Annotated in this window: 25 protein-coding genes and 1 tRNA gene; 11 read left to right on the top strand and 15 right to left on the bottom strand. The window is 34.2% G+C overall.

Annotated features, from left to right (window positions below; all coding sequences use genetic code 11):
* Positions 1–14 precede the first annotated feature (14 nt).
* Positions 15–605 carry a hypothetical protein gene (locus tag EL247_RS01495; RefSeq protein ID WP_054198643.1) on the bottom strand — a complete coding sequence of 197 codons (591 nt, stop codon included), beginning with the start codon at positions 603–605 and terminating at the stop codon, positions 15–17.
* 183 nt (positions 606–788) lie between these two features.
* On the opposite strand from EL247_RS01495, the gene nusA reads away from it, so the two are divergent.
* From nusA to ftsZ, 4 genes are all read left to right on the top strand, one after another.
* On the top strand, positions 789–1,907 hold the full coding sequence (gene nusA, locus EL247_RS01500) for a transcription termination factor NusA (RefSeq protein ID WP_065830184.1): 1,119 nt from the start codon (positions 789–791) through the stop codon (positions 1,905–1,907).
* A 78-nt stretch (positions 1,908–1,985) separates the two neighbouring features.
* Positions 1,986–3,455: a peptidylprolyl isomerase gene (locus EL247_RS01505; protein WP_104745902.1), complete on the top strand. Its 1,470-nt coding sequence runs from the start codon at positions 1,986–1,988 to the stop codon at positions 3,453–3,455.
* Between the two features lie 35 nt (positions 3,456–3,490).
* Positions 3,491–4,897, top strand: a complete 1,407-nt coding sequence (gene ftsA / locus EL247_RS01510) for a cell division protein FtsA (protein ID WP_104745908.1) — start codon at positions 3,491–3,493, stop codon at positions 4,895–4,897.
* A 21-nt stretch (positions 4,898–4,918) separates the two neighbouring features.
* Positions 4,919–6,079: a cell division protein FtsZ gene (gene ftsZ / locus EL247_RS01515; protein ID WP_005023511.1), complete on the top strand. Its 1,161-nt coding sequence runs from the start codon at positions 4,919–4,921 to the stop codon at positions 6,077–6,079.
* A 158-nt stretch (positions 6,080–6,237) separates the two neighbouring features.
* On the opposite strand, the gene EL247_RS01520 is transcribed toward ftsZ, so the two are convergent.
* Positions 6,238–6,669, bottom strand: a complete 432-nt coding sequence (locus tag EL247_RS01520; RefSeq protein ID WP_104745907.1) for a cupin domain-containing protein — start codon at positions 6,667–6,669, stop codon at positions 6,238–6,240.
* Positions 6,670–6,965: 296 nt separating this feature from the next.
* Positions 6,966–7,460: an NAD(P)H-dependent oxidoreductase gene (locus EL247_RS01525; RefSeq protein ID WP_054195824.1), complete on the bottom strand. Its 495-nt coding sequence runs from the start codon at positions 7,458–7,460 to the stop codon at positions 6,966–6,968.
* 148 nt (positions 7,461–7,608) lie between these two features.
* Here EL247_RS01525 and EL247_RS01530 point away from each other — a divergent pair, with 148 nt between their 5' ends.
* Positions 7,609–8,244 carry a Crp/Fnr family transcriptional regulator gene (locus EL247_RS01530; RefSeq protein WP_077246840.1) on the top strand — a complete coding sequence of 212 codons (636 nt, stop codon included), beginning with the start codon at positions 7,609–7,611 and terminating at the stop codon, positions 8,242–8,244.
* A gap of 158 nt (positions 8,245–8,402) precedes the next feature.
* On the opposite strand, the gene EL247_RS01535 is transcribed toward EL247_RS01530, so the two are convergent.
* The 4 genes from EL247_RS01535 to EL247_RS01550 all read right to left on the bottom strand — a co-directional run bounded on the left by EL247_RS01535 (position 8,403) and on the right by EL247_RS01550 (position 12,007).
* Positions 8,403–8,490, bottom strand: a tRNA-Ser gene (locus EL247_RS01535).
* A gap of 63 nt (positions 8,491–8,553) precedes the next feature.
* Positions 8,554–9,300: a fumarate reductase iron-sulfur subunit gene (locus EL247_RS01540; RefSeq protein ID WP_005023503.1), complete on the bottom strand. Its 747-nt coding sequence runs from the start codon at positions 9,298–9,300 to the stop codon at positions 8,554–8,556.
* Complete coding sequence (locus EL247_RS01545; protein WP_054195823.1) at positions 9,297–11,270, bottom strand: fumarate reductase flavoprotein subunit; 1,974 nt, start codon at positions 11,268–11,270, stop codon at positions 9,297–9,299. Before EL247_RS01545 ends, EL247_RS01540 begins: the two co-directional genes overlap by 4 nt.
* Positions 11,271–11,278: 8 nt before the next feature.
* A complete protein-coding gene (locus EL247_RS01550; protein WP_040500211.1) occupies positions 11,279–12,007 on the bottom strand; it encodes a fumarate reductase cytochrome b subunit in 729 nt (242 codons plus the stop codon).
* Between the two features lie 206 nt (positions 12,008–12,213).
* Between EL247_RS01550 and EL247_RS01555 the strand changes: the two genes are divergently transcribed.
* From EL247_RS01555 to EL247_RS01565, 3 genes are read left to right on the top strand one after another with little or no spacing between them, the layout of a single operon-like run.
* Positions 12,214–12,459 (top strand): NifU family protein, encoded by a 246-nt coding sequence (locus EL247_RS01555; protein WP_005023498.1) that lies wholly within the window; start codon positions 12,214–12,216, stop codon positions 12,457–12,459.
* A gap of 1 nt (position 12,460) precedes the next feature.
* Positions 12,461–13,075, top strand: coding sequence for a hypothetical protein (locus tag EL247_RS01560; protein WP_065830708.1), 615 nt, complete (start codon positions 12,461–12,463; stop codon positions 13,073–13,075).
* Positions 13,075–14,385, top strand: coding sequence for a UDP-N-acetylmuramoyl-L-alanyl-D-glutamate--2,6-diaminopimelate ligase (locus EL247_RS01565; RefSeq protein WP_104745901.1), 1,311 nt, complete (start codon positions 13,075–13,077; stop codon positions 14,383–14,385). Before EL247_RS01560 ends, EL247_RS01565 begins: the two co-directional genes overlap by 1 nt.
* 8 nt (positions 14,386–14,393) lie before the next feature.
* On the opposite strand, the gene EL247_RS01570 is transcribed toward EL247_RS01565, so the two are convergent.
* Entirely contained in the window at positions 14,394–15,653 is a 1,260-nt protein-coding gene (locus EL247_RS01570) for a glutamate-5-semialdehyde dehydrogenase (RefSeq protein ID WP_104745900.1), read from the bottom strand.
* Positions 15,653–17,752 (bottom strand): RNA degradosome polyphosphate kinase, encoded by a 2,100-nt coding sequence (locus tag EL247_RS01575; RefSeq protein WP_126441930.1) that lies wholly within the window; start codon positions 17,750–17,752, stop codon positions 15,653–15,655. The genes EL247_RS01570 and EL247_RS01575 overlap by 1 nt, the downstream gene beginning before the upstream one ends.
* Before the next feature lie 231 nt (positions 17,753–17,983).
* Here EL247_RS01575 and EL247_RS01580 point away from each other — a divergent pair, with 231 nt between their 5' ends.
* On the top strand, positions 17,984–19,720 hold the full coding sequence (locus EL247_RS01580) for an NERD domain-containing protein (RefSeq protein WP_104745898.1): 1,737 nt from the start codon (positions 17,984–17,986) through the stop codon (positions 19,718–19,720).
* A 4-nt stretch (positions 19,721–19,724) separates the two neighbouring features.
* On the opposite strand, the gene rplS is transcribed toward EL247_RS01580, so the two are convergent.
* From rplS to ffh, 6 genes are all read right to left on the bottom strand, one after another.
* Positions 19,725–20,081 (bottom strand): 50S ribosomal protein L19, encoded by a 357-nt coding sequence (rplS, locus tag EL247_RS01585; protein WP_005023483.1) that lies wholly within the window; start codon positions 20,079–20,081, stop codon positions 19,725–19,727.
* A complete protein-coding gene (gene trmD, locus EL247_RS01590; protein WP_104745896.1) occupies positions 20,071–20,775 on the bottom strand; it encodes a tRNA (guanosine(37)-N1)-methyltransferase TrmD in 705 nt (234 codons plus the stop codon). Before trmD ends, rplS begins: the two co-directional genes overlap by 11 nt.
* The gene (rimM, locus tag EL247_RS01595; RefSeq protein ID WP_054198631.1) at positions 20,775–21,326 is read right to left on the bottom strand and encodes a ribosome maturation factor RimM; all 552 of its coding nucleotides are present in this window, start codon (positions 21,324–21,326) and stop codon (positions 20,775–20,777) included. The genes trmD and rimM overlap by 1 nt, the downstream gene beginning before the upstream one ends.
* Positions 21,326–21,565 carry a KH domain-containing protein gene (locus EL247_RS01600; protein WP_005023473.1) on the bottom strand — a complete coding sequence of 80 codons (240 nt, stop codon included), beginning with the start codon at positions 21,563–21,565 and terminating at the stop codon, positions 21,326–21,328. The genes rimM and EL247_RS01600 overlap by 1 nt, the downstream gene beginning before the upstream one ends.
* Positions 21,565–21,792, bottom strand: coding sequence for a 30S ribosomal protein S16 (gene rpsP, locus EL247_RS01605; protein WP_040500204.1), 228 nt, complete (start codon positions 21,790–21,792; stop codon positions 21,565–21,567). The genes EL247_RS01600 and rpsP overlap by 1 nt, the downstream gene beginning before the upstream one ends.
* A 100-nt stretch (positions 21,793–21,892) precedes the next feature.
* On the bottom strand, positions 21,893–23,233 hold the full coding sequence (gene ffh / locus EL247_RS01610) for a signal recognition particle protein (protein ID WP_005023469.1): 1,341 nt from the start codon (positions 23,231–23,233) through the stop codon (positions 21,893–21,895).
* 362 nt (positions 23,234–23,595) lie between these two features.
* On the opposite strand from ffh, the gene EL247_RS01615 reads away from it, so the two are divergent.
* Both EL247_RS01615 and EL247_RS01620 read left to right on the top strand, forming a co-directional pair.
* Positions 23,596–23,997, top strand: a complete 402-nt coding sequence (locus tag EL247_RS01615) for a Fur family transcriptional regulator (RefSeq protein WP_040500202.1) — start codon at positions 23,596–23,598, stop codon at positions 23,995–23,997.
* Between the two features lie 332 nt (positions 23,998–24,329).
* Positions 24,330–25,067 (top strand): TerC family protein, encoded by a 738-nt coding sequence (locus EL247_RS01620; protein ID WP_005023460.1) that lies wholly within the window; start codon positions 24,330–24,332, stop codon positions 25,065–25,067.

A 25,067-nucleotide genomic window follows, 5' to 3' on the forward strand; every position in this document is an offset into this window, starting at 1 on the left:
CAATTATTTGTTTTTTATGTTAGGGTATCAATTTGAGTATTTCCTAAATGAATGGCGTGGGAAAATTCTCTCAAAATTCTTTGGGTTTTTGCTTCTTGGCTTTTACGCATAATATCATTATAGTTTGAGGTTAGATTTTTGTTGTAGTTTTTTGTGTAGATTCCATCAAGATTATTGAGGTTTTCTTGAAATTCTTGAGCGACTTCCCCCCAACCTTTTGGTGTGATTCCCAAAAACCACTTTTCAGAATCTTTGGAGCTATTTGATTCTTCTTGCAGACTTTTTTCTTTTTGTTCTACTCTCTCTACGCTTGCACTTAAATTTCCTGCTCTAGTGAGAGTTTGTGCAACCGAAATTTTTTCATTAGGGGACATTCCAGCTGTTACTCTTTCAAAAGCCATATATTGTTCATCACTCATAAGCTCTAGGCTTATCATACCATAGGTAATACGCTCTTTTTGGTAATTTTCTTCTTCATTTTCTTGTTGTGTGGGTTGGATTTTTTGTGATTTAGTAATAGAATTGATATTATTTGAATCGCTCAATAAGCGATTGGCTTCATTGAAGATTCCGCTTAAATTTCCCATATTTTGATTGACTAACATTGGCTTACAATTCCTTCAATATTGTTTAGATTGAGTGTTTTAGAATTTTGTTCAAGCAAAAAGGATTCCATTTTTGCAGTTTATAAAAATATTTATCTATAAAGCCCATATAAAGGATTTTTAAGTTAGAATCACAACAAGAAAGAAAATCATTTTATTACAAGATTTTTTCAAGGATAAATTTTGGAGAAGATATTAGATATTATTGAGGGAATTTCTTATGAAAAAGGACTTCCAATTGAAAGTGTGGCGGAGGTTGTTAAAGAATCTGTGATTAAAGTAGCAAAGCAGACTTTGGATCCTAATATTTCTTATGATGCAGAAATTGATAAAAAAAATAAAACTTTACATTTGTATCAAGTCATTAGTGTTTGTGCTGATGATGATAATGCAAAAGAAGATAAAGAGCATTTTATACCGCTTTGTGAAGCAAGGAAGCATGATAGCGAAATAAAAGTAGGTGATGAATTGCGTTATGAATTGAGTTTGGAAAATATGAATCGTAGTGCGGTTAATGCTTTGTTTAGGGAGCTAGAGTTTAAGATTCAACGCCTTATTGAGACACAATTATTTGACAAATATAAAGCACAGGTTGGAAAGATTGTAAGTGGAAGCGTAGTGAGAATTGATGATCTTGGAAATACTTTTGTGGAAATTGATGAGGTTAGAGCAATTTTGCCAAAGAAAAATCGCATTAAGGGCGAGGAATTTAGAATCGGTCAAGTAGTGGGAGCGATTTTGAAGTATGTTGGGATTGATAAGCAAAATGGAATTAGCATTGAGCTTAGTCGAACCACACCAAAAATGCTTGAGGAGCTTTTGAGGTTGGAGGTCCCAGAAATTAAAGATGGGGAAGTCGAGATTGTAAGCTGTGCAAGAATACCCGGAGAGAGGGCAAAAGTAGCACTAAAAACAGATTCTGCCAAAATTGATCCAGTGGGAGCAACTGTGGGTGTAAAAGGTGTGCGTATTAATGCTGTTTCTAAAGAATTAAAAAATGAAAGCATTGATTGTATTGAGTATTCATCGCAGCCAGAAATTTACATTGCTCGAGCACTTTCGCCTGCCTTGATTGTTAGCGTTGTGGTAGAAGATAAAAGGGCAATTGTGACTATTTCTAATGAGCAAAAACCAAAAGCCATTGGCAAGAATGGAATTAATGTTCGATTGGCTTCTATGCTGACAGGTTATGAGATTGAGCTTAAGGAAATTGGCGCAGGAAATCTTCAAAATAGTGAGCATATTCATCAAGAGAATGAAAAAAATGATTTGGATATCCTTTCTTCTTTGTTTAAGGGATAAAATTTGTTTTTTACATAATTCTTTAAAGGTTTATGCGTTAAAATCATATTTTAAAACAATTTTTAGTTTGGGGTTCTTATGATAGGCTTTATGCAAAAACATAAAAAATACCTAATGGTTATAATTTGGATAAGCACAATTGCTTTTATTGGCGCAGGATTTGTGGGTTGGGGAAGTTATAGTTTTTCTTCTACAAGCAATGCAGTAGCAGTTGTCGGGGATATTAAAGTTTCTATTGATAAAATGCAACGCGAATATGCACGCTTGTATAATATTTACAATCAGCTAGTTGGAGGGACACTAGATGATGAGCAAGCTAAAAAAATGGGGATTGAAGAGCAAGCAATTAATAATTTGATTGTGAAAGCATTAATGCTCAATTATGCCTATGATTTGGGATTGCGTGTAAGCAAAGAAGAGATTATTCAAGAAATCACTTCTATTGAGGGTTTTCAAAATAAGGGAAAATTTGATGAACAAATCTATAAACAAACCTTAAAGGACAACCAACTAAAGCCAAAAGATTTTGAAGAAGGCATTGAGGAAGGTTTGCTGCTTCAAAAATTAGATGCACTTTTGAATATACCTCTTACCCCTCTTGAAATTGAGGCTTTGGGTGCTGCATACTCGATGGAAGATTTGGTGCATATTGAAGTTATCAATAAAAAAGACATTGTTTTTACCCCAAAAGAAGAAGAAATTAAAAAATATTGGGAAAATAATAAAGATATTTATCAAACACAAAGAGGATATGAGATTTCTAGCATTTTTATACCTTTGGATTCTATTGCAGTAGAGGAAAATGCTTTGGAGCAGTATTATAAGGATTTCAAAAATCAATTTTTAGATTCTAATGGTCAAATTATCCCATTTGCACAAGCCAAAGATAAAGTAATTGAAAAATTTAGAGATTCACAAGCACAAAAGGAAGCGCTTAAAGAATATATTTCTCTACGCAAAGGGGAGAATCAGGAGGCTAAAGATTCTACTATTTATGAGGGAAGCGATGAGTATGGAGCGGATTTTATTAATCTTTTAAGTCAAGTAAAAGAGCAAGAAACTTTGAAACCTATTAGAGTAAATAATAAAGGCAAAGAGGGATATATTACTGCTAAGGTGGTTAAGATTATTCCAAGTCAGCCACAAACTTATGAGGTAGCAAAGGCAAATGCAAAAGAAGATTATGTGAATACAGAACAGATAAGATTATTAGAAGAAAAAGCCACTAAGCAACTTGGAGCATTTAAGGGCGTGAATGTTGGCTATATAGGGTATGGAAGTGAGGTAGAATTAGCAGGACTAACAAAAGAAGAAGCAAATGATTTTATACGCATACTCACAACAAAAAAGGAAGAAAAAGGTTATATTTTGTTGGAAAATAAAGCAATTTTATACCAAATCTTTGACCAAAGAGTAAAAAATTCTGCTATAATTAAAGAAAATTTAGATTTTTTAACACAAAATGGCACTCAAATTAAATCAAGGTTGGTAGAAATAGAGTTTTTAAATTATTTATCAAAAACTTATAAAGTTGTTAGAAAAATCTAAGGAAAAGAATGGAAACGAGCTATAAAGGAAAGGAATTGGAGCAAACCATATTAGGAATCGACATTGGTTCAACAAAAATTTGTGCTGTTATTGCAAATTGTAAAGATGGGATTCCTCATATCATTGGGACTGGTTTTCATAAGTCTCAAGGTTTGAAAAAGGGGACAATTACTAATATTGAACAGGCAAGTAGGGCAATCAAAGAAGCAGTTAATGACGCAAGAAGGGTTGCTGGAACCAACAATAATAAGGCGATTATTTCTATTTCTGGAGCATATACAAAAAGCACTGATAATTCTGGAGTGGTAAATATTCCAAATAATGAAATCGGGATTAAAGAGATTAATCGAGCGATTCAAACAGCTTTGTATAATGCTACTATTCCTAATGAATATGAAGTAATACATATTTTGCCATACAATTTTAAGTTAGATGATCAAGATTTTATTGATGATCCAATGGGAATGACAGGAAGTCGTTTGGAGGTTTCTGTGCGGATTATCACTGCACAAAAATCTAGTTTGGGGAATCTTAAAAAGGCGATTAAATCCGCAGGAATAGAGATTCAAAATATCGTGCTTGCTTCTTATGCCTCTTCTATTGCTGTTTTAAGTGAAGATGAAAAGAATCTAGGTGTAGCGTGTATAGATATGGGAGGAAGCACTTGTGAGCTTATGATTCATGTGGGTAATTCTTTGCGTTACAATGACTTTTTGGGTGTTGGGTCTAATCATATTACCAATGATTTGGCTATGGCACTCCATACGCCACAATCTATTGCCGAACAAGTTAAAATTCAATATGGTGGTTTGTTGAAAACCAAAGAAGATTCTGAAAATCTTATAGAAATACCCAGTATTGGTGGCGATGACAATTCTAAACATCAAGTTTCTTTATCAGTTGTGCATAATGTCGTTTATGCCCGTGTTGAAGAAACTTTGATGATATTGGAAAAATCTTTAGAGAAAAGCAATCTCAAAGAGCAGTTAGGCAGTGGTGTTGTTTTGACTGGTGGAATGGTGCAATTAGAGGGGCTTAGGGAGCTTGCTTCGGCGTTATTTTCTGCGCCAGTTCGTATTGCAAAACCAGTAGAAATTGATGGATTATTTACCGATCTTAAGGGTCCAGAATGTTCTACGGCAATTGGATTGATTTTGTATGCTTCGGGGAAATATACAAATTATGAAATTGATTCTGAAAAACGAATTCGTTATCGTAATGAGAAATTAGAAGATGATACTGCACAATTCCATAGAAATATTCATCTAATGAATCCTCTTCAAGATAAGACTGCTACAAATATTAATCCAGTCAATAGTATTCCTAAGAGTGCAGCGGATATAAAACAGGATTTATCCGGTATCACAGAGATTAAAAAAATTACTCCACGCAGTAATAATGTTTTTATTCAAATTTGGCAGAAATTAACCCAAATGTTTTAATTTAAAAAGGAGCAGAGAAAGATGTTTGATATTCAGGAAGTGAAACAAAATTTTGGTGCAAATATCAAAGTAATTGGTGTTGGTGGTGGCGGAAGTAATATGATTGGTCATCTTATTAGTACTGGGACTTATGAAGGGATTGAACTTGCAGTGGCAAATACAGATGCACAGGCTATTAGCACATCTTTAGCACCGGTTAGAATACAGCTTGGCGAAAAGCTTACCAAAGGTTTGGGTGCAGGTATGAAGCCTCAAGTAGGGGAGGATGCGGCATTAGAGAGTTATGAGGATTTGAAAAAGTTTTTAGAGGGGACAGATATTGTTTTTATTTCAGCTGGACTTGGTGGAGGTACAGGCACAGGTGCAGCTCCAGTGGTTGCAAAAGCCGCTAAAGAAGTAGGAGCTCTTACAGTTTGTATTGTAACAAAGCCTTTTAGATGGGAAGGTAGAAAAAGAACAGAATTGGCAGAAGAAGGTTATAGAAAGCTTAAAGCGGAGAGCGATTCGATTGTTGTTATTCCAAATGATAAATTGTTGTCTATTATCGATAAAAATTTAGGATTAAAAGATAGCTTTAGAATTGTTGATGATGTTTTGGTGCGTGCGGTAAATGGTATGAGTGGGGTGATTCTTTCTCATAGTGCAGGGGATATTAATGTGGATTTTGCGGATGTGCAAACCGTGATGAGCTACAAAGGACTAGCATTAATGGGGATTGGAGAAGCCGCAGGGACAGATGCTGCCAAAGAAGCTATCAAGATTGCTATTGAATCGCCTTTGTTTGATAATATGTCTATTAGTGGGGCAAAAGGTGTGTTGGTGCATTTCTATCTTAATCCAGATTATCCAATGGCGGAAATTTCTAATGCAATGGATGTTGTTTATGATAGCACTGATTCGGATGCGGAAGTGATTTTTGGAACTACTACAGATGCGACTTTGGAAAGAGATAAAGTAAGAATTACTATTGTTGCGACAGGTTTTGAAAAGGAAATTTCTCAAACTCACTCTACAGAATCTAATGATAATTCGACTTTGAAGTTGGTTAATCCAAAAGATATGAGTCAAAGAATCAATCAGCAAAATACTTTACTTAGTGCAAAGAAAAAGATAAGTGGTGATGATTTTACTAATGAAGAATATTTGGATGTCCCTGCATTCTTAAGAAGACAAATGGATTAATTCTACTTAGTTTGTAACTATTTTGAGGGGAAATCCTTTTTATCCCCCCCCCCCAGCATATTAAGGGCTAATGCCACACCTAGCACTTTTGCACTTGTTTTTAGTACTTCTCTTCTTTGTATATTTTGGATTGTATTTGTTTTGGATTCCTTTTTGTGTTATTTTTTTGCTTCTTTGAGTGCTTTAGCATATTCTTCATCACTTGCTAACTCTTCCCAATTCACATTTTGTCCATTTTTCTCTTGTGTGAGGGCTATATGGCTTCCATGGCTTGTATCAGTTGCTCCATGAAAATGTCGAATATTTGGTGGGCAAGAAATCACATCACCTTTTTTTGCAATGGTTGCTGCTTGCCCCGGGATTTTGGTAAGAATCTCGCCATCTGTAACAATGAGTGTTTGTCCTGCTGGGTGTGTATGCCACGCACTCCTAGCGTTTTTGCTAAATTCCACTAAACCTCCGCCAAATTCTCTCCAAGATGTTGATTTAAACAGCGTAGAAACTTTGACTTCGCCACTAAAGATTTTAGAATCTCCCTTAAAACTTCCTAATTCGCCATTTCTTGTGATTGTTTGCGTATCTGCTGCCATAAGCATACCTCCTAAAAATAAAGTTAAAATGAGTGTTTTTTTCAATGGTGTCTCCTAAAGTAATTTTGGGATTTAAATTTCTAAATTGCCTTTGTAGTTGCGTTTGAGGCTTGAAGTCTCTTATTTTGCGGCAAATCAATTTAACACAAATTGCTTGGGTGCAAACTTGAAAATAGCAATTTTGTGAAATGTTAAATCACAAATACAATTATAAAAGATGAGAGTTAGTCTAAGTCAAGAGGAAAATCAAAAAAAGCGATAAGTTTGGATTTGCCCCCTTAAAAAGGGGATTAGATTTATGAATCAAGGTATTTCTTGTATTCTTGCAATGGCAGGTTAGCAGCATTGGCACTAAAGATACAAAAAGGTTCTTTTTCTTGTAATCCTAAATATTTGAAGCTATGGTAAATTGGGAGTAGAATCTCTTTGATTGTTGCACCATGGTGTCCATCATAGCTAGATTCTGCTCCGCCTAGTGTGGTAATAATGCCAAATTTTTTGCCATTTAGCAGCTTGGGTTCATTCCCATACAAAATCCCCGTCATCACTCTATCTTGCCATTCCTTTAAAAGGCTTGGAGTGCTAAACCAAAAAAGCGGAAATTGAAAGATAATCGTATCTGCCTCTTTGAGTAGTGCCTTTTCGGCTTCTGCGTCAATCTTGCCATCAGGATAAGTGGTGGTAAGATTGTGGATTTTGATGTGATTAGAATCTTTAAGTGATTCTAGTAACGCCTTATTGACTTTGGAGTTTTCCCAAAATGTGTGGGCAAAAAGTATTAGTGTTTTCATAATAAATTCCTTTAGTTTGTAATGTTTTATCATAGTATTACTTTTTTGATTTTTGGCTTAATTTCTTTTTGGAGTTTGTTGTTTTTATGCAAGTTGTAAGGGGAATTTAGTAAAATTATATATTTAAGGTTTGATAGAAAGGGCAAAATTGTATCAAAAAATAATAGAATTAATGGAACAATGGGGAGTTTCTAAAGAAGATATTGAGTTTTATTCACAAAGCATATATACCAAAAATTTTGCAAAAGGGCAAAAAATCTTTAGCACACAAGATGAGTGCAGGGGATTAGTTTTGATTGAATATGGAACGCTTAGGGCTTATATTATCTCGCCTTGTCTAAAAGAGATTAATCTTTTTGTGTTGCATGGGGGAGATTATTGCATTCTTTCGGCTTCTTGTATGCTAAAAAATATTAGTTTTGAAGTGAATTTGGAATTTGTAGAAACTTCAAATGTTTTTATTTTGCCAAGCAAAATTTTCAATCAATTAAGCACAAAGTATCCAAAAGCAAAGCAGTTTCATTTGGATTTGGTTTCACAAAGATTAAGTAAGGTGGTTGATTCTCTTACTTCTTTGGCTTTTGAGCCTTTGGCAGATAGAATCTTGAAGTTTCTTCAAGAAATAGCTTTGGCTAATCAAGGCAACAAAAAGATTCTTTATATTACGCACGAAGAGATTGCAAATGCACTTGGGAGTGCTAGAGAGGCAGTTTCAAGAGTGCTAAAAGATTTGGCAAAACAAAATAAAGTCGCATTAAAAAGAGGAATGATAGAGCTTTTGTGAATCCCCCCTTGATCTATTTTTATACTATCATATATACCTTTGATATAACATAAAGGCAAATCAATAGAAATCACTAGGAATAACTAGGATAGATTAAACATTGTATTTTACGCAGTTTGTGGAATAAATGGAAACAAAAATAAAAGGATAGAAAAGTATGGCAGAGAGGAAGGGATTCGAACCCTCGAAGGCTTGCACCTTACACGCGTTCCAGGCGTGCTCCTTCAACCACTCGGACACCTCTCTAAAGCTGGAATTTTATCCTAATAAAAATAAGAAAGCATTGAATCCCAAAAGGGATTCTAAAAATTATTTTGCAGTTGCCATTTTTCTTCTTAAATAAGCAATTTTGCTTTGTAGTGGTAGATTTTTGGGGCAAACATCGTGGCAAGCAAGTAAGCTCATACAACCAAAAACACCATTATCATCACCTACTAATTCATAATAATCAGCATCTGTGCGTTCATCATGTGGGTCAAGCATAAATCGAACGACCCGATTTAATCCCGCTGCCCCTACGAAATCTTCACGCATTAGTTTAGTTCCACAAGATGCAATGCAGCAACCACATTCAATACATCTATCAAGCTCAAAAACTTCTTGTGCTACTTCAGGCTCTACGCGTTCTTCGAGCTGGCTCATATGTTCTTCGCTTTTTTCTTGTGCATGAATCCAGCTCTCTACTCGCTTGCTCATACCATTAAACCAATTTCCGGTATCTACGGATAAATCTTTGATGAGTTTAAATGCAGGAAGTGGCATAAGTGTGATAACGCCATCAGGAAAATCTTTGGTCAAAGTTCTGCAAGCAAGTCTTGGGCGTCCATTAATCATCATTCCACAACTTCCACAAATTCCCGCACGGCATACAAAATCAAAACTCAAATCCGGATCAAATTGCTCTTTAATCATATTTAAAACAATAAAAATTGTCATAGAATGTGCTTCTTGCAATTTATATTCCACAAAATGTGGTTTTGAGATTGCACTATTTGGATCAAATTTTAGTACCCTAATTGTCAATGTTCTGTTGCTATTCTCTACTGCTCCACTCATTGTTTATCTCCTATTCTTTGGTTGCGTGCTTTGTAATATGATTGTAATTCAAATGGCATCAATGCTTCTTGAATCTCATAGCGATCTTTACCTTCTGCTTCCATTTTTGTGCGAATATTATCGATTTCTTCTTGTCTTTTTAGACTTTCTGGATTTTCAATAATCATTCCCTTAGCTCCGTATCCTCGGAATCCCGGTGCAATTTCCATTGTAGAAATATCTAATGGTTCATAAGTAATGGTTGGCAAGGTTTGATTTGGATCTTCCCAAGAAGTTAAGGTGCGTTTTAACCAATTTAAATCATCGCGTTTAGGGAAATCTTCTCTACTATGTGCTCCACGGGATTCTGTTCTATCTAATGCACCTTTAGCAACACATAATGCGATTTTTAGCATTTTTGGGACACGATAAGCTTCTTCTAATTCTGGATTTGCGTGCATTCTTTTGGTTTTAATGCTGATATTTTTTGAGCGGATATAGAGCTTTTCTAACTCATCAACAGCTTCTTGCAAATGTTTTCCATCTCGGAAGATTCCTACTTTATCTCCCATTATTTCTTTCATTTTGTTTTTGATTTCAAAAACATTCTCTCCATTTTCTTTGGCAAGAATATCTTCAAGATACTTTTGCTCTTTTTGCAAAAATTCTTCTACAAGTTTGGTTTCAATATCTGCATAAGTTTGTTGGCAACTTTCTGCAAAATAATCACCGATAATCATACCACTTACCACCGCTTCGCTGACTGAATTTCCGCCAAGGCGATTAAAGCCATGCAAATCCCAACAAGCAGCTTCACCAGCAGAGAAAAGCCCTTTTAAGGCACTTTCGCCTTTGTGGTTGGTTCGGATACCTCCCATAGAATAGTGTTGCATTGGTTTAACAGGAGCCCATTTTTCTGCAGGATCAATCCCCGCAAAACATTCACAAATTTCTTGCACATCTCTTAAATTTGTCTCAATGTGTTGGCGTCCCAAAATCGAAATATCTAGCCACAAGTGTTCTCCATAGGGAGATTTTACACCTTTGCCCTCACGGATTCTTTGAATCATTCTACGAGAAACAACATCACGACTTGCTAATTCTTTTTTTTCTGGCTCATAATCGGGCATAAAGCGATATCCATCAACATCACGCAAGATTCCACCATCACCACGACAACCTTCAGTAAGCAAGATGCCACTTGGGAAAAGTGCAGTTGGATGGAATTGTACTGCTTCCATATTGCCAAGTTTTGCGACACCTGTTTCAAGAGCAATCGCAGTTCCTGTTCCTTCACAAATCACAGCATTTGTAGTATCTTTGTAGATTCTTCCATAACCACCAGTTGCAATAAGAGTTCCTTTTGCGACATAGGCAATTAATTCTCCTGTGATTAAGTCTCTAACTATTGATCCATAGCATCGACCATCTTTGTGAATAATCGCAATCGCTTCTTTTCTGTCGTGGATTTCTACATTGTGCTTTAATGCTTCATTTGCCACTGCAAAAAGCATTGTATGCCCTGTGGCATCAGCTGTATAGCAAGTTCTCCACTTTTTAGTCCCTCCAAAATCTCTTGAGTGAATTAACCCATGTCTAAAATCTTCTTCGGTGATAGTTGTTTTTTGGGCATTGATAACTGCAGTTCTATCCCCTTTTTTGATTCTTGTCCAAGGCACTCCCCAAGCCGCTAATTGTCTAATAGCCTTTGGTGCGGTTGTTACAAACATTCTTGCTACTTTTTGATCGCATCCCCAATCGCTTCCTTTTACGGTATCAGCAAAGTGTAAATCTTCATTATCCCCATCGCTCATTTTGGAGTTACCAAGACTTGCTTGCATACCGCCTTGTGCTGCTGCTGAGTGACTTCTTTTGACTGGAATAAGACTTAAAACGATTGTGCTTAATCCTTTTTCTTGACAGGCTACTGCAGCTCTAAGACCTGCTAATCCTCCACCAATTACTAATGAATCACAATATACTATTTTCATAAAAACTCCTATAAACTTTTTCCAAGAGCAATCCAAGTGAAATCTGCAATAAATGCAATTACCCCAAGAATAATAAATACTGAAAATACTGCGATTTTCACATTTCTTCTTTTAATGTTGCTTTTTGCAGTTGTTGAAGCTTCAAGTGGAATCCATTTGATAATCACACGATATAAACCAATGCTTGCATGTAATACCATTACTACAAGTAAAACAAGATAAAATTCTGCTAAGTTTCCTTCTACAAATCTTGCTGCTGAAGTTAAAGCATTAATATCGGTAGAATTGAAGAGAATAGTTACTAAATGCGCACTACCCAAGAAAAATAACGCAAAACCTGTGAGGAATTGTATCCACCAAAGTGTAGTATCGCAATGTTTCATTAAAGATTTGTGAGTCTTAAAAATCATTAATTGTTGAAAATTTGCTGGAAACTTTCTCATTGCCAAAAATGCGTGAGCTACGAAAAATGCACTAATGATAATAACAACAAATGTTGTAAGCAGTGGAATACCTTTGCCAAAAATCAATGAACCTTCACTAAAGGCAACCACGGCATTAAACGCATCAACACCAAAAAGGATTGAGGAAGTAAAACACATATGAAATAAAATAAAAATCGCTAAAACTAGCCCTGTAATACTCTGCCACATATCCCAACGCGCAGGATTCTTCCTTTTTTTTCTTTCTGAAGTTATTTTTAGATAACTTTGAATCACTACTTCATCATTTTGCATAAAATCCTCCTATTAAAGTAGTAAATATACTAAGCGCTTTCCGCACAAACTCCCTTCCTTTATGTAATCCAAATTTGCATTATAAAACAATAATGAATAAAATTCCATAAATATTGCAAATTTTTAATAATTAGTAGAAAATAATCTAAACTTAAGAATTAATAGAATATAAAACATAAAAAAACCAAAAGTGCAAGGAGAAGGCAATGTTTGTCTTTAGTGACCAAGAGCTTTTAAAGCCTGTGGAGATGGTAATAGAAAAGGTTCGCCCTATGTTAATCAATGATGGCGGGAATGTTACATTGCTAAAAATAGAAAATGGAAAGGTTTATGTGCGATTAGAGGGTGCCTGTAAGGGCTGTCCTAGTAGTTCCCAAACATTAAAATTTGGCATTGAAAGGGCATTGAAAAATGAGATTCACCCCGATATTGAATTAATCAATGTAGGCTAAAATGGATTTGACTAAACAATTTTTAAAATTTCTAAAAAAAGCAAATGTTTTTTTTCAAAAAGGGCAGTATTTGGAATGTCTTGAGGCTTGTTCTTTGGCTAATGGAATCCTTCAAGGGATTCAAGAGGATTCTAGCATTCCTATAAAAAAACTTTCATTTTTGCAAATGCTAACTTTGCTTGCAGATATGGCATTAGAGCACCAAGAAGAAGCTAGAGCGTTGTATGAATATTATCAAGTGATTAAAAAAACAAAAAACGCTCCAAAAGAGATTATTAAAATGATTGAAAATTGCGATAGGGATGTGCTAATGCTCAATCTTGCAATTCAAAGAATTCAAGAAGCAGATATTGATAAAAATGATGGAATCTTATACAAAGATTTTCAAAAAGTTGTGAATAATGTTGGATTTAAAGAGGCTTTTGAGGATTTGATGTTTAGCACAAAAATTATTTTTACCAATAAGGGAGATTTTTTGTTTTTTATGCAAAATCTTGTTGATTATGGGTTTAAAGATATTGCAATTAATTATTTTGAAAATATTGGAAATATTCTTTTTTTGGACAGGGATTTTCTAAAAATTTATAAACGAATTTTGAAATCTGGAGAATGTTGATGAAAATTGCTCTTAAGGGTGCAAGTGATTTTAAGTTTTTGAGTGATGATTCAAGGGAAAATCCAAAAGATTGTGCATTTTTGGTTACTCAAAGTTCGCAAAAATATTTTCAACAAGCCAAAGATAATGGTTTTGAGATTTTTATCACCCCGCAAGATTTGAAAAAATATTTGGATTTGAATCTCAAATTAATTGGCATTACAGGCACAAATGGCAAGACTACAACAGCAGCAATGATATATTCTATTCTTTTGGATATGGGTTATAAAGTTGGCTTATTGGGGACAAGAGGATTTTTTGTCAATGGCATTCAAAAGCGTCAAAAAGGGCTTACAACGCCATCTTTACTGGAAGTTTATACAGCTATTAATGAGGCAAGGCAAGAAGATTGTGAATTTTTTGTAATGGAAGTTAGCTCTCATGCTATCGTGCAAAATAGAATCGAGGGCTTAGAGTTTGCTTTGAGGATTCTTACAAATATTACAAGTGATCATCTTGATTATCATAAAACATTAGAAAATTATATTGCTACCAAAAATTCCTTTTTTGCTACTCCAAAAGATGAGAAACTTATCAATAAAGATGAGAAAAACGCTCAATATTCTTTGCAAAATACAATGACTTATGGAATTGAATCTAATGCAACTTTTCACATTAAAGCTTATAGCCTAAAAGGGGGAATCACAGCACAAATTGCTTATGGCAAGGAAGAAGCTATGCTAAATGCCTATCTTTTTGGCAAACATAATCTTTATAACGCCCTTGCTGCTATTGGTGCAGTGAAAATACTCACCAAATCACCTCTCCAGATGATTGCAGACAAATTAGAAAATTTTGGCGGAGTTTTGGGGAGAATGCAGGTTGTGAATGAAAAACCCTTGATTATTGTTGATTTTGCACATACACAAGATGGAATGGAGCAGGTTTTTCAATCTTTTTTGCACCAAAAAATTGTAGTTATCTTTGGTGCTGGGGGTGATAGGGATAAGACAAAACGCCCTAAAATGGGGTATTGTGCAAGTAAATACGCAAGTAAAATTTATATTACAAGCGATAATCCGCGTAGTGAAAATCCAAAAACGATTATGCAAGAAATTCTCAATGGAATCCCTAAAGATAAACAATCAAAAGTATTCTTAGAAGAGAATCGTGCCCTAGCCATTCAGAGGGCTATTAAAGAGCTTTGTGATGATGAGGTGCTATTGGTGCTTGGCAAGGGCGATGAGAAATATCAAATCATCGGAGATGAAGTGTTGCATTTTGATGATGTTGAAGAGATACAAAAATCCCTTCAATTGTATTTTAAGTGATAATAGGTTTATTTCCTTATTTGTCCATTGCCTCGAATTTTGTATTTGTAGCTTGTAAGAGAATCTACTCCCATTGGACCTCTTGCGTGGAGTTTTGAAGTCGAGATGCCAACTTCTGCCCCATAGCCAAACTCTCCCCCATCGCTAAAACGCGTAGAGGCATTGACATAAACGCACGCACTATCAATCTTGTTTAAAAATTCCTCTGCTATGCTATAATCCTCGCATAAAATAGCCTCACTATGCCCACTTCCAAAAGTTTGTATGTGTTGGATTGCCTCTTGTAAATCTTGCACGATTCTAAGATTTAAAATGTTTTCATTGTATTCAATGTGATAGGATTCTAGCGGGATTAATTGGCATTCTATATTGTTTTGACTTAGAATCTCACATGCTTTCTTGCAGCCTTTGAGAATCGTTTCTTTTTGCTTGAGTGCTTGAGCGACTTTGGGCAAAAATTCCTCTGCAAAGCTAGAATCAATAAGCAAAGTTTCACAAGCATTGCAGGTGCTGGGGCGTGAAGTTTTTGCATTAATGATTACTTCAATGGATTGTTCTATTTTGCAACTATGGTGAGTAAAAATATGGCAAACTCCCTTATCGTGCTTGATAATAGGGACTTTGGCATATTGACTAACAAAAGAAATCAATCCTTCTCCACCGCGTGGAATGAGTAAATCTACATATTCTTTAGCCTCCAACAGCTCTTTTAACTCTTCTCTATTTTTCATACTAGGCAGCAAAACAATCGCTTCTTGTGGAAGGTTGTATGTTTGTAAAACTTGAGAGAAAACTTCTACAATAGCTTCATTAGAGTTTTGTGCTTCTTTGCCCCCTTTTAAGATACATACATTGCCACTTTTGAAGCAAAGTCCAGCAGTATCACTTGTGACATTTGGTCTTGATTCATAAATAATTGCTATTAAGCCAAGTGGAACGCTTACTTTTTGTATCTCTAAGCCACTTGCATTGCAAAAACCGCTTAAGATTCTATTTAAAGGGTCTGGAAAATCTGCAATTTCTCTTAAGGAATTTGCCATATCAACAATGCGTTTTTCATTGAGCATTAACCGCTCTAGCATAGCGGAATTGAGATTGTATTGTTTGGCGTTTTCCAAGTCTTTTTGGTTTGCTTCTAGGATTTTTAGAGTTTTGTTTTCTAAATTTCTTGCACAATCTCTTAAGAAATTTTGCCTTATTGTGTGTGGGAGCTGGGAGAGAATGTTTTTTGCTTCTTTGGCTTTTTTCAAGGTTTCATAAAGTTTCATCAGCTCTCCCTAAACATTCTTCGTGCGAGTTTTTTGGCTTTTACTTCCTCTTCTTCTCGTTTTAATGAAGTGTAAGTTGCGTTAGTGTAGTCCTCTAAGATTTTTTGGCTATTGATTTTTTTGCCATCAATAGGGCTTAATTTTTTATATTCTCCATTACTTTGAAGTTCGTGTGCTTGAGAATTGTCTTCACTTTGGAGGCGAATTATGCCAAAAAGTTTATCCGCGAGATTTTTTTCAAATACCGGTGTCATTAATTCCACTCTGCGTTCCAAATTTCTAGGCATTAAATCTGCACTTGCAAAGTAGATTTGTGGAGTTGCATTTTTGAAATAATAAATGCGGGCGTGTTCTAAATATTTCCCTACAATAGAAACGACGCGGATATTTTCACTCACTCCCTTGATACCCGGTTTCAAACAACAAATTCCACGCACGATTAAATCAATCTTAACTCCAGCATTAGAAGCCTCATAAAGTGCCAAAATCACATCGGTATCCACGATAGAATTTGCTTTTAGGATAATTCTTCCCTCACTTCCCATTTTAGCTTCATTAGTGATTAATTCTAAAATCTTTGGTTTGATTTGCAAGGGTGCTGCAAGAAGTGTGTTGAGCTTGGATTTGTGTGAGAATCCAGAGAGGTTGTGAAAAAACTTGATTGCATCTTGGGTAAATTCTTTTTTGGAAGTCATATAGCTAATGTCTGTGTAGATTTTGGCGGTGCTTGGATTATAATTGCCCGTGCTTAAATGCACATATTCACGCAATTCTTTGTCTTCTTTTTTGATTACAAGTGCGATTTTGGCATGGACTTTTAGCCCGGGGACTCCATAGATTACATGTGCGCCAGCTGATTCTAGGGCTTTTGCCCAATGTAGATTGTTTTCTTCATCAAATCTTGCTTTTAGCTCTACTAGGGCAGTTACTTGCTTGCCATTTTCGGCTGCTTCAATGAGTGCTTTTACAATGGGTGAATTTTTGCCTACACGATAAAGTGTCATACGAATAGAAAATACATCGGGATTTTTGGCAGCATTTTGGATAAAGCTGACAATGGGGTCAAAACTCTCATAAGGTTGGAATGAAAGAATATCTTGTGTATCTAAAATAGAAAAAATATTTACATTAGAATCTAAGGGTGGTAGAATCTTTGGCGTGTAGTTTGGAAATGTAAGTTGGGCGAAATTTTTGTTCCCCACAATTTCCCATAGAATGCTTGAATTCATCGGCACTTCGCATTCATAAATATCTTCAGGAGAAACGCGGATATAATTTGTAATAAATTTTTTGAGTTCATTATCCGAAGTTTTACCGATTTCTAAGCGGATAATCTCTCCCTTTCTACGAGATTTTAAGCCCTCTGTCATCAAAGCTAAGAAGTCATCGCCTTCTTCCTCTTCTATTTCAATATCTGCATTTCTTGTCACCCTAAAAGCAGTCCAGCTTAGCACGCGAAAACCCGGAAATAATTCGCTTGTAAATTCTGCTACAACGCTATCTGTCAAAACATAAATATCCCCAAGCTTGATAAATCCCGGAAGCATTCTTGAGATTCTTGTCATACCAAATTTGATTTCATTTGGATTATTGAGACTTTGAAGTTTTAATGCCAAAACATAGCTAAGATTATTGAGGTGCGGGAATGGGTGAGTGGCATCTACAGCAATAGGCACTACGATGGGATAGAGGTGATTCATAAAATAAGTTTGCAATTCTTTTTTTTGGGATTTTTCAACTTCCTCATAATTTTTGATACAAAGCCCGAGTTTTTTTAACTCACTAATGATTTCAAAATAGCAAGATTCCAAAAGCTTTTTTTCATTTTTCAAATAAGTCCGAATCTCATCTAACTGCTCTTTTGGAGTTAGCCTATCTGCCCCGCTTTCTGTGATTCTAGCAGCATATAGTCGCTTCAATCTAGCAACACGCACCATATAAAATTCATCGAGGTTTGTCCCATAAATGGCGATGAATTTTAGACGCTCTAGAAGTGGATTTTCTTTGTTTTGAGCTTCGCTTAAAACTCTAGTGTTGAATCGCAGCCAAGAAAGTTCGCGGTTAATGAAATTGGAAGGTTGATTCAAAGGATTTGTCATTTTTGTCCTTTTTGGAAGTTTTTATAATTATACCTTAGCATTGTAAAAATATCCAAAAGATTTTTGATGAAAGTTTTTGAAGAGTTGAAAATTTATTCTTAAATTATATGGTTGTCAATATAATAGAATTAATGGAATTTTATAAATGGTGTGAAAGTTAGGTTTCAAAATGATATAATTCTTAATAAAATTTTTATTGAATATATTTAGAGGATAAGGATTGTAAAATTTATGGAAATAGAACAGCTAGCTTATTCTAAAGTTACTGAGGGCGAACAATTTTTGACTAAGCTTTTACATGAAAAGTTGAGTGGAGACTATGAGATTTATATTCAACCTAAACTCAATGGAAATCGTCCTGATATTATTGTTTTGCATCGAAAAAAAGGCCTATTTATTATAGAGATTAAGGATTGGAAGTTAGAGAGATTCCATAAAGATGAAAAAGAGCAATTTTTCAAATATATTTATAAAAATAACAAGCAAAAAACAATTCAGGTTTCTAGTCCAACTGTGCAAATTAATCGTTATAGAAATTTTTTTCGCAATTATTCTATTGATCCAAAAAATATTTTGTGTTTCATGTATTTTCATAATGCAACTGCCAAGGAAGCACAAGATTTTATCGGACAACAAAATGTTGAATTTTTTGGCTATGATAATGTTGAAGCTATAATTCACAGAATCCAAAAAAGTCAAAATATTATTCAATATGAAATAATACATCAACTCTTAAATCTCTTACACACAGTAGAAATGGGCGTAAAAATCCATACCACTTCGCAACAAAATGCACTTATAGAACATAAACCTGGTTCATGGCGTAGGGTGAAGGGGGCAGCTGGATGTGGCAAAACTTTAGTTATAGCCCAAAAAGCAGGTATTCTTGCTTCTATTAAAAAGACTGTTTTGGTGGTATGCTACAATATCACATTGACAACTTATATTGAAGAAAAAATTAGAGAAGTTAAAAGAAAATTTGATTTAAACTGTATTGATGTTTTTCACTTTCATGGATTGGTTAGATACATTAATGATATAAATGGAAGAATAATTAAAAGAAAAAGTAATTTTGTGGAGTGGGAAGCAGAAGCTTTTGAAAACTTCAAAGATATTTTAAAAAATGAAAAAGATGATGATGATGTGAAAATACCAAAATATGATGCAATTTTGATTGATGAGGGGCAGGATTTTCAACAAGAATGGTTTGAAATATTGCTTTGTTTGCTGAAACCCGATGGGGAACTTTTATTGGTTGCTGATGATAAGCAAAATATTTACGAACGCAAACTTTCTTGGATTGATAGAGGAATGAAGGGTCAGGGATATAAATTTAGGGGAGCTTGGGGATTACTTTCTGAGAACAAAAGAATAAAAAGTGTTGGCTATGAAAGATTGAAGTATGAACTTAATCGCTTTGCTAATATTTTTTTAAAAGATTATCTAAAAAATAATCCTGATAAATCCTTTGGCTATATTCAAGAAGAACCTATCAAACAAGGTATGCAAAAAAGCATTCCAATGGATATTTTAAAATGGATTGATTTAGAGCACCATAATATAGAGCAAATAATATTTGATACCTATTGTGAAATTTGTAAGGATTTTAATAATAAAGATATTGCTATTGTTACTACTAATAAAAGGGAAGTAGAAATTATTGTTGAATATTTTGTTGAAAAAGGAATTAAAGTTGAATATTTAGGAAAAGAGGAGAATAATAAAAATTCAAAAAAGGGTTTCTCTAATGAATCTCAAAATATTAAGATTGTCAATCTACATAACTATAAAGGTTTAGAGGCAAAAGCCATTATTTTTCTAACAAGTAATAAACCTAATACACCTAAGATTGCAATTGAAACTTATATAGGCATTACACGAGCAAAAGAATGCATTGTTGTTCTAAATCGCGTTAAGGAATATGAGGAATATGGAGTATCTTGGAAGAGGTATGAAAGCAGAAGCTAAGAGATTATTTTCTAATCTCTTTAATCCTTGCAGATTTACCACTTCTAGTGCGTAGATAATAGAGTTTTGCGCGTCTAACGCGACCGATTTTAAGCACCTTGATACTATCAATACTTTCTGAATAAATAGGGAAAATTCTTTCAACCCCAACGCCATTAGCACCGATTTTTCTAATCGTAAAAGTCTTGCCTGTGCCAACCCCGCGTAAAGAAATACAAATCCCTTCGAAATTTTGGATTCTTGTTTTGTCGCCTTCTGAAATACGAATCCCAACCCTCAAAGTATCTCCAGCTTTAAATTGTGGAATCTCTTTTCCTGCCATTTGTGCATCTTCAAAATGCTGAATGTATTTATTTCTCATTTTTTAACCTTTGTTTGTATTGCCAATAGAGGTCTAATCTATGGAATCTAGTTTTTGCCTCTGATGCTTTTAATTTTAAGTCGCAAATTTTAGCATGATTTCCCTTTGAATACTCTGAAGGAATACTTAAATTTTTAAAAATATGAGGTTTGACAAAATTTGGCGCTTCAAGCAAAAAATCTTCATAACTCTCGCCCTTTAGAGATTCTCTATTGCCAAGCACTCCATTAATTTGCCTTGCAATGCTATCACACAAACAAAGTGCTGCAAGCTCACCACCTGTCAAAATAAAATCCCCTATGCTAAAAACTTCATTTGCATAAAGCTCAATCAATCTTTCATCAAATCCTTCATAACGCCCACAAACAAAAACAATATGCTCTTTTTTTGCCAAACGCCTAGAATCTTTGTGGTTAAAATTTTTCCCACAAGGTGTTAAAAAAATAATATGTGCTTTGGAATCTTGATTTTTGATAGATTCCAATGTATCACTCAATGCAAAAGGCTCTAGCACAAGCCCAGCACCTCCACCAACTTGATAATCATCAACTTTCAAAAATCGATTTTTGCTAAAATCTCTTGGATTTATGTATCCAACAGAAATTTTTTGATTTTTTATAGCGCGGCACAAAATCGAATCGCTAAAATACGATTCTAATAAATGCGGAAATAGGCTCACAAAAGAAAAGTGCATTAGCTATTTTCCAAAATTTCTTTACAAAAATTTGTATGGATTATCTTAGGGGTTGTGTGGATATCCACTTCTTTGATATAGCGTTTTTCATAAGGCACTAGAAAGCTTTTTGGGAATCCTTTGGCTTGTAAATCGTGGCTAGTTTTTATTGATAAGAAATCTTTTTGCCCAAATCTTTCTATTTCGCATACTTCCCCCAAAATTTCTTCTGATTCAAGTATTTTGCTCCCTATAATCTCAAACCAAAAAAATTCATCTTCTTTTAATTTGCAATGTTCTTTGGTAAAATCTTGCGTTGTGTAGAGTATGAGGTTTGTGAATTGTTTTGCGATTTCTCTTGAATTAATTTGAGTAAATTTTATGCGAGAGTTTTCTTTGTTGTAGGATTGTATTGTCAAATCACCTATTTGCGAAAAATAAGTATCGCCCACTTTCAAAACTTCGGGAAAGTCTGTTAATAAATGCAAAAGGACTTCCCCTTTTACACCTACTGGGCGACCAATTTTTGCGACACTTACCCAATCTTTTTGTATTTTGTGTTTTTGAAGCATTACTCGGGTTTTACAATCACTCTGTATGAATTCCCATCTTTTGCTTTTAAACCAGAAATAATGGTTTTAATGGCACTAATCATTTTGCCATCTTTTCCGATTAATCTTCCAGCATCTTGTGCAGAAGAGATAATCTCTATTTCATAAAAATTTGTGTCCAATTCTTTTTTATGAATTTGTATTTTTTCAGGTTCATTGACAATTTTTTTGACATATAATTCAACGAATTTTTCAACCATTATTTTGTGATTGCCTGTACTCTTTCACTCATTTTTGCACCAACGCTTGTCCAATATTTCAAACGCTCTGCATCAAATTTCACAGTTGAAGGTTCTGTCAAAGGATTGTAATAGCCAATAGATTCAATCCAACCCCCATCTCTTTTTTTTCTACTATCTGTTACTACGATTCGATAAAATGGTTTTTTCTTGCGTCCCATTTTTGTTAGACGAATAACTGTTGCCATAAGCAAACTCCTTAAAATAAATCTAATTTTACAGACATAAATCTGTCTAAAAATGAAATTTTATTCTTTTTTAGACAAACTTATGCTTAAAGAGAAAAGATTATCTCTTTAAACCTCCCATTCTAGCATCTTTCATCAAAGCCATTAGGTCGCTCATTCCGCCTTTTGATGAGAATCTTTTTGCCATTTTTGCGGCATTTTCAAATTGTTTTAAGAATCGATTCACATCACTTACATCAACCCCAGCTCCAAGTGCTATGCGTTTTTTGCGACTACCATTTAATAAATCGGGATTTTCTCTCTCTTTGGGCGTCATTGAATTTACCATTGCTCTTATTTGTTTGATTTCTTTGGAATTGTCCAAATCAACATCTTTTAAAGCACCAGCCATATTTCCAAGCCCCGGAAGCATTGAAATGATAGATTGCATAGAGCCAATTTTTTTGATATTGTCCATTTGTGCTAGAAAATCATTGAAGGTGAATTTACCCTTTTTGATTTTTTTGGAAATATCTTTTGCTTCTTTTTCACTGATAATCGCTGCTGTTTTTTCGGCTAGTGAATGAATATCTCCAGCCCCCATAAGTCTTCCAACGATTCTTTGGGGGATAAAAACTTCCAAATCAGGAATCTTCTCTCCTACCCCAATAAAACGCAATGGAATTCCGAGTTGATGTGCGATAGAAAGAGCGATTCCGCCTTTGCTATCTCCATCAAATTTGCTTAAAATTACTCCGCTTAAATCCATTTTTTCATGGAAAATCGCAGCACTTTTCACACCATCTTGCCCGCTTAGGCTATCTACAACATAAAAAATTTCATTAGGTTGGATAGAATCTTTAATCCCTTGTAACTCTTGCATTAAATCTTCATCAATAGCCAAGCGTCCTGCACTATCCACAATTAATACATCATAAAGCCCAGAAATAGCCTTTTCTTTAGCGGCTATTGCAATTTCAATAGGGCTTTTATTTTCTTCATAGAAAAAATCCACTTCTACTTGCAAACTTAATTGTCTAAGCTGCTCAACTGCCGCTAATCTTTGCAAATCACACGCAGCTAGCAAAACTTTCTTTTGTTTGTTTTTGAGGTAGTTTGCTAGTTTTGCTGTGGTTGTGGTTTTACCACTTCCTTGCAAACCAGCCATTAGGACAATTGTTGGGGGTTTGGGAGCAAAAATAAAACCATAATTTCCCGGTGCGGTTAAGATATGTGTTAAAGATTCTTTTAATGCGTTTAAAAAATTTTCCTTTCCAATTCCGGCTAATTTTGTTTTTTGTTCTATTTCTTCTAAAAGAGATTTTAGAACTTTGTAATGAACATCGGATTTTAAAAGAGTTTTTTTTAATTCATCTAATGCTCTTTTTAGGGCTTTTTCATCATCTTGAAAGCGAATTTTGTTAATCGCACTTTGAAAACTTTCTGTAATTGCACCAAACAAGTTTTTATCCTTAAGAAATCAAATTGGTAAATTTTATAAAATTTTTTGGCTTAGATTCTATAAAATTTTAACTTTAAATACAATAAAAACTTTTATCAAATAAGACAATTTTGGGCTATATTTAAAGTTTTGTTTGCTTTGATGGATTAGGTTTGCGTATTTTAGAAAACAGCAAAATTTTAATTCATTTAAAGAAATAATTTTATTGACAAAAAAATATTTTATTGTAAAATAAAAATTTAATTAATAAAAGTTATCCTAAAATAATTATAGGAGCTTCTGTTTTGAAAAATGTATAGAATCTTGAGTGTTTAGAGGCTCTTATAGTTTTTGGGAGTTAAAATATTTAAAGGAATTTATTGATGTTTGAAGAAGTTTTGAAGCAAAATAATTTAAAAATCACTCCACAACGCGTTGCAATTTTGAAAGAAATCAAAAAAAGTGGGCATATTAGTATTGAAGAAATTTATGAAAATATCAAAGAGATTCATCCTTCAATTTCCCTAGCAACAATTTATAAAAATCTTACTTCTATGCAAGAGGCTCATATTGTCGATGAAGTTAAACTTCCCAACCAAAAACAACGCTATGAGCTTGTCAAACAACCTCATATACATCTTATTTGCGAGAAATGCGGAAGTATTATGGATATACATTTTGATAATTCTATTGAAAGACTTAAAAAAGAATGTGAAGAGCAAACTCATTATAAAGTCAAGGATACTTCTATAGCTTTGCTTGGTGTTTGTCCAAAATGCCAGTGATTTGGTTTTTGTATGACTTTGACTTTTGTTGCCATGAAGATTGGTAGCAGAGAAAGCTTGATTTTGTAGTTTTGTAAAATTAGATTATAAAACAATAATGGCATATAATTTGAGATTTAGAAAAGTATAGAGTATCTAAAACTTATTTTTGAGTGCTAATTAATGCTTTTGTGAAATTTAAAAATTTAGAAAACATTGAGTATAATAACGCCCAAAATTTTAATGTAGCATTTGTTTGTTGAGCGAAGAATAACTTAAGAAAAGTTATTTAGAACTCAACAAAAGCTTTGGAAGTTTGATTTTGCATCATAAAATTAATAAAGGAATAGTAAATGTTTGAATGGATTTTTAGTGCGGAGATGTGGATAGCCTTAGCGACTTTAATTGGGCTAGAAATAGTGCTTGGGATTGACAATATTATTTTTATTGCAATTTTGGTTGGTAGGCTTCCAAAAGAACAAAGACAGAAAGCTAGAATCTTTGGTTTGAGTTTGGCAATGATTACGCGGTTATTGTTGTTGCTTTCTTTGTTTTGGATTATGAAACTAACTACCCCATTATTTAGTGTGTTTTCTCAAGAGATTTCTGGACGAGATATTATTTTGATTTTGGGGGGATTGTTTTTGATAGCAAAATCCACATTAGAGATTCATCATGATATTGATAATGCTGGGGAAAAAAGCGATGAAGATATACTAAAAGAGGGCGCAAAGAGAGGGTTTTTTAGTGTGCTTATTCAAATTGCTATTTTAGATATTGTATTTTCATTGGATTCTGTAATTACAGCCGTTGGTATGGTAAGCAATATCGAGATTATGATGATTGCGGTAATTGTTGCTGTTGGCGTAATGATGATAGCAAGCAAAAGCATTTCAGAATTTGTAGATGAGAATCCTACTATAAAGATTTTGGCATTAGCCTTTTTGATTTTGGTGGGAGTTACTTTGGTGGCTGAGGGCTTAGAGTTTCATATTTCCAAAGGTTATATTTATTTTGCTATGGCATTTTCTTTGGGGGTTGAATCTATCAATATTTACATTAAGAAAAAGCGTTTGCAAATCAAAGGATAA

The organism is Helicobacter pullorum (assembly GCF_900638355.1).
Classification (GTDB): domain Bacteria; phylum Campylobacterota; class Campylobacteria; order Campylobacterales; family Helicobacteraceae; genus Helicobacter_D; species Helicobacter_D pullorum.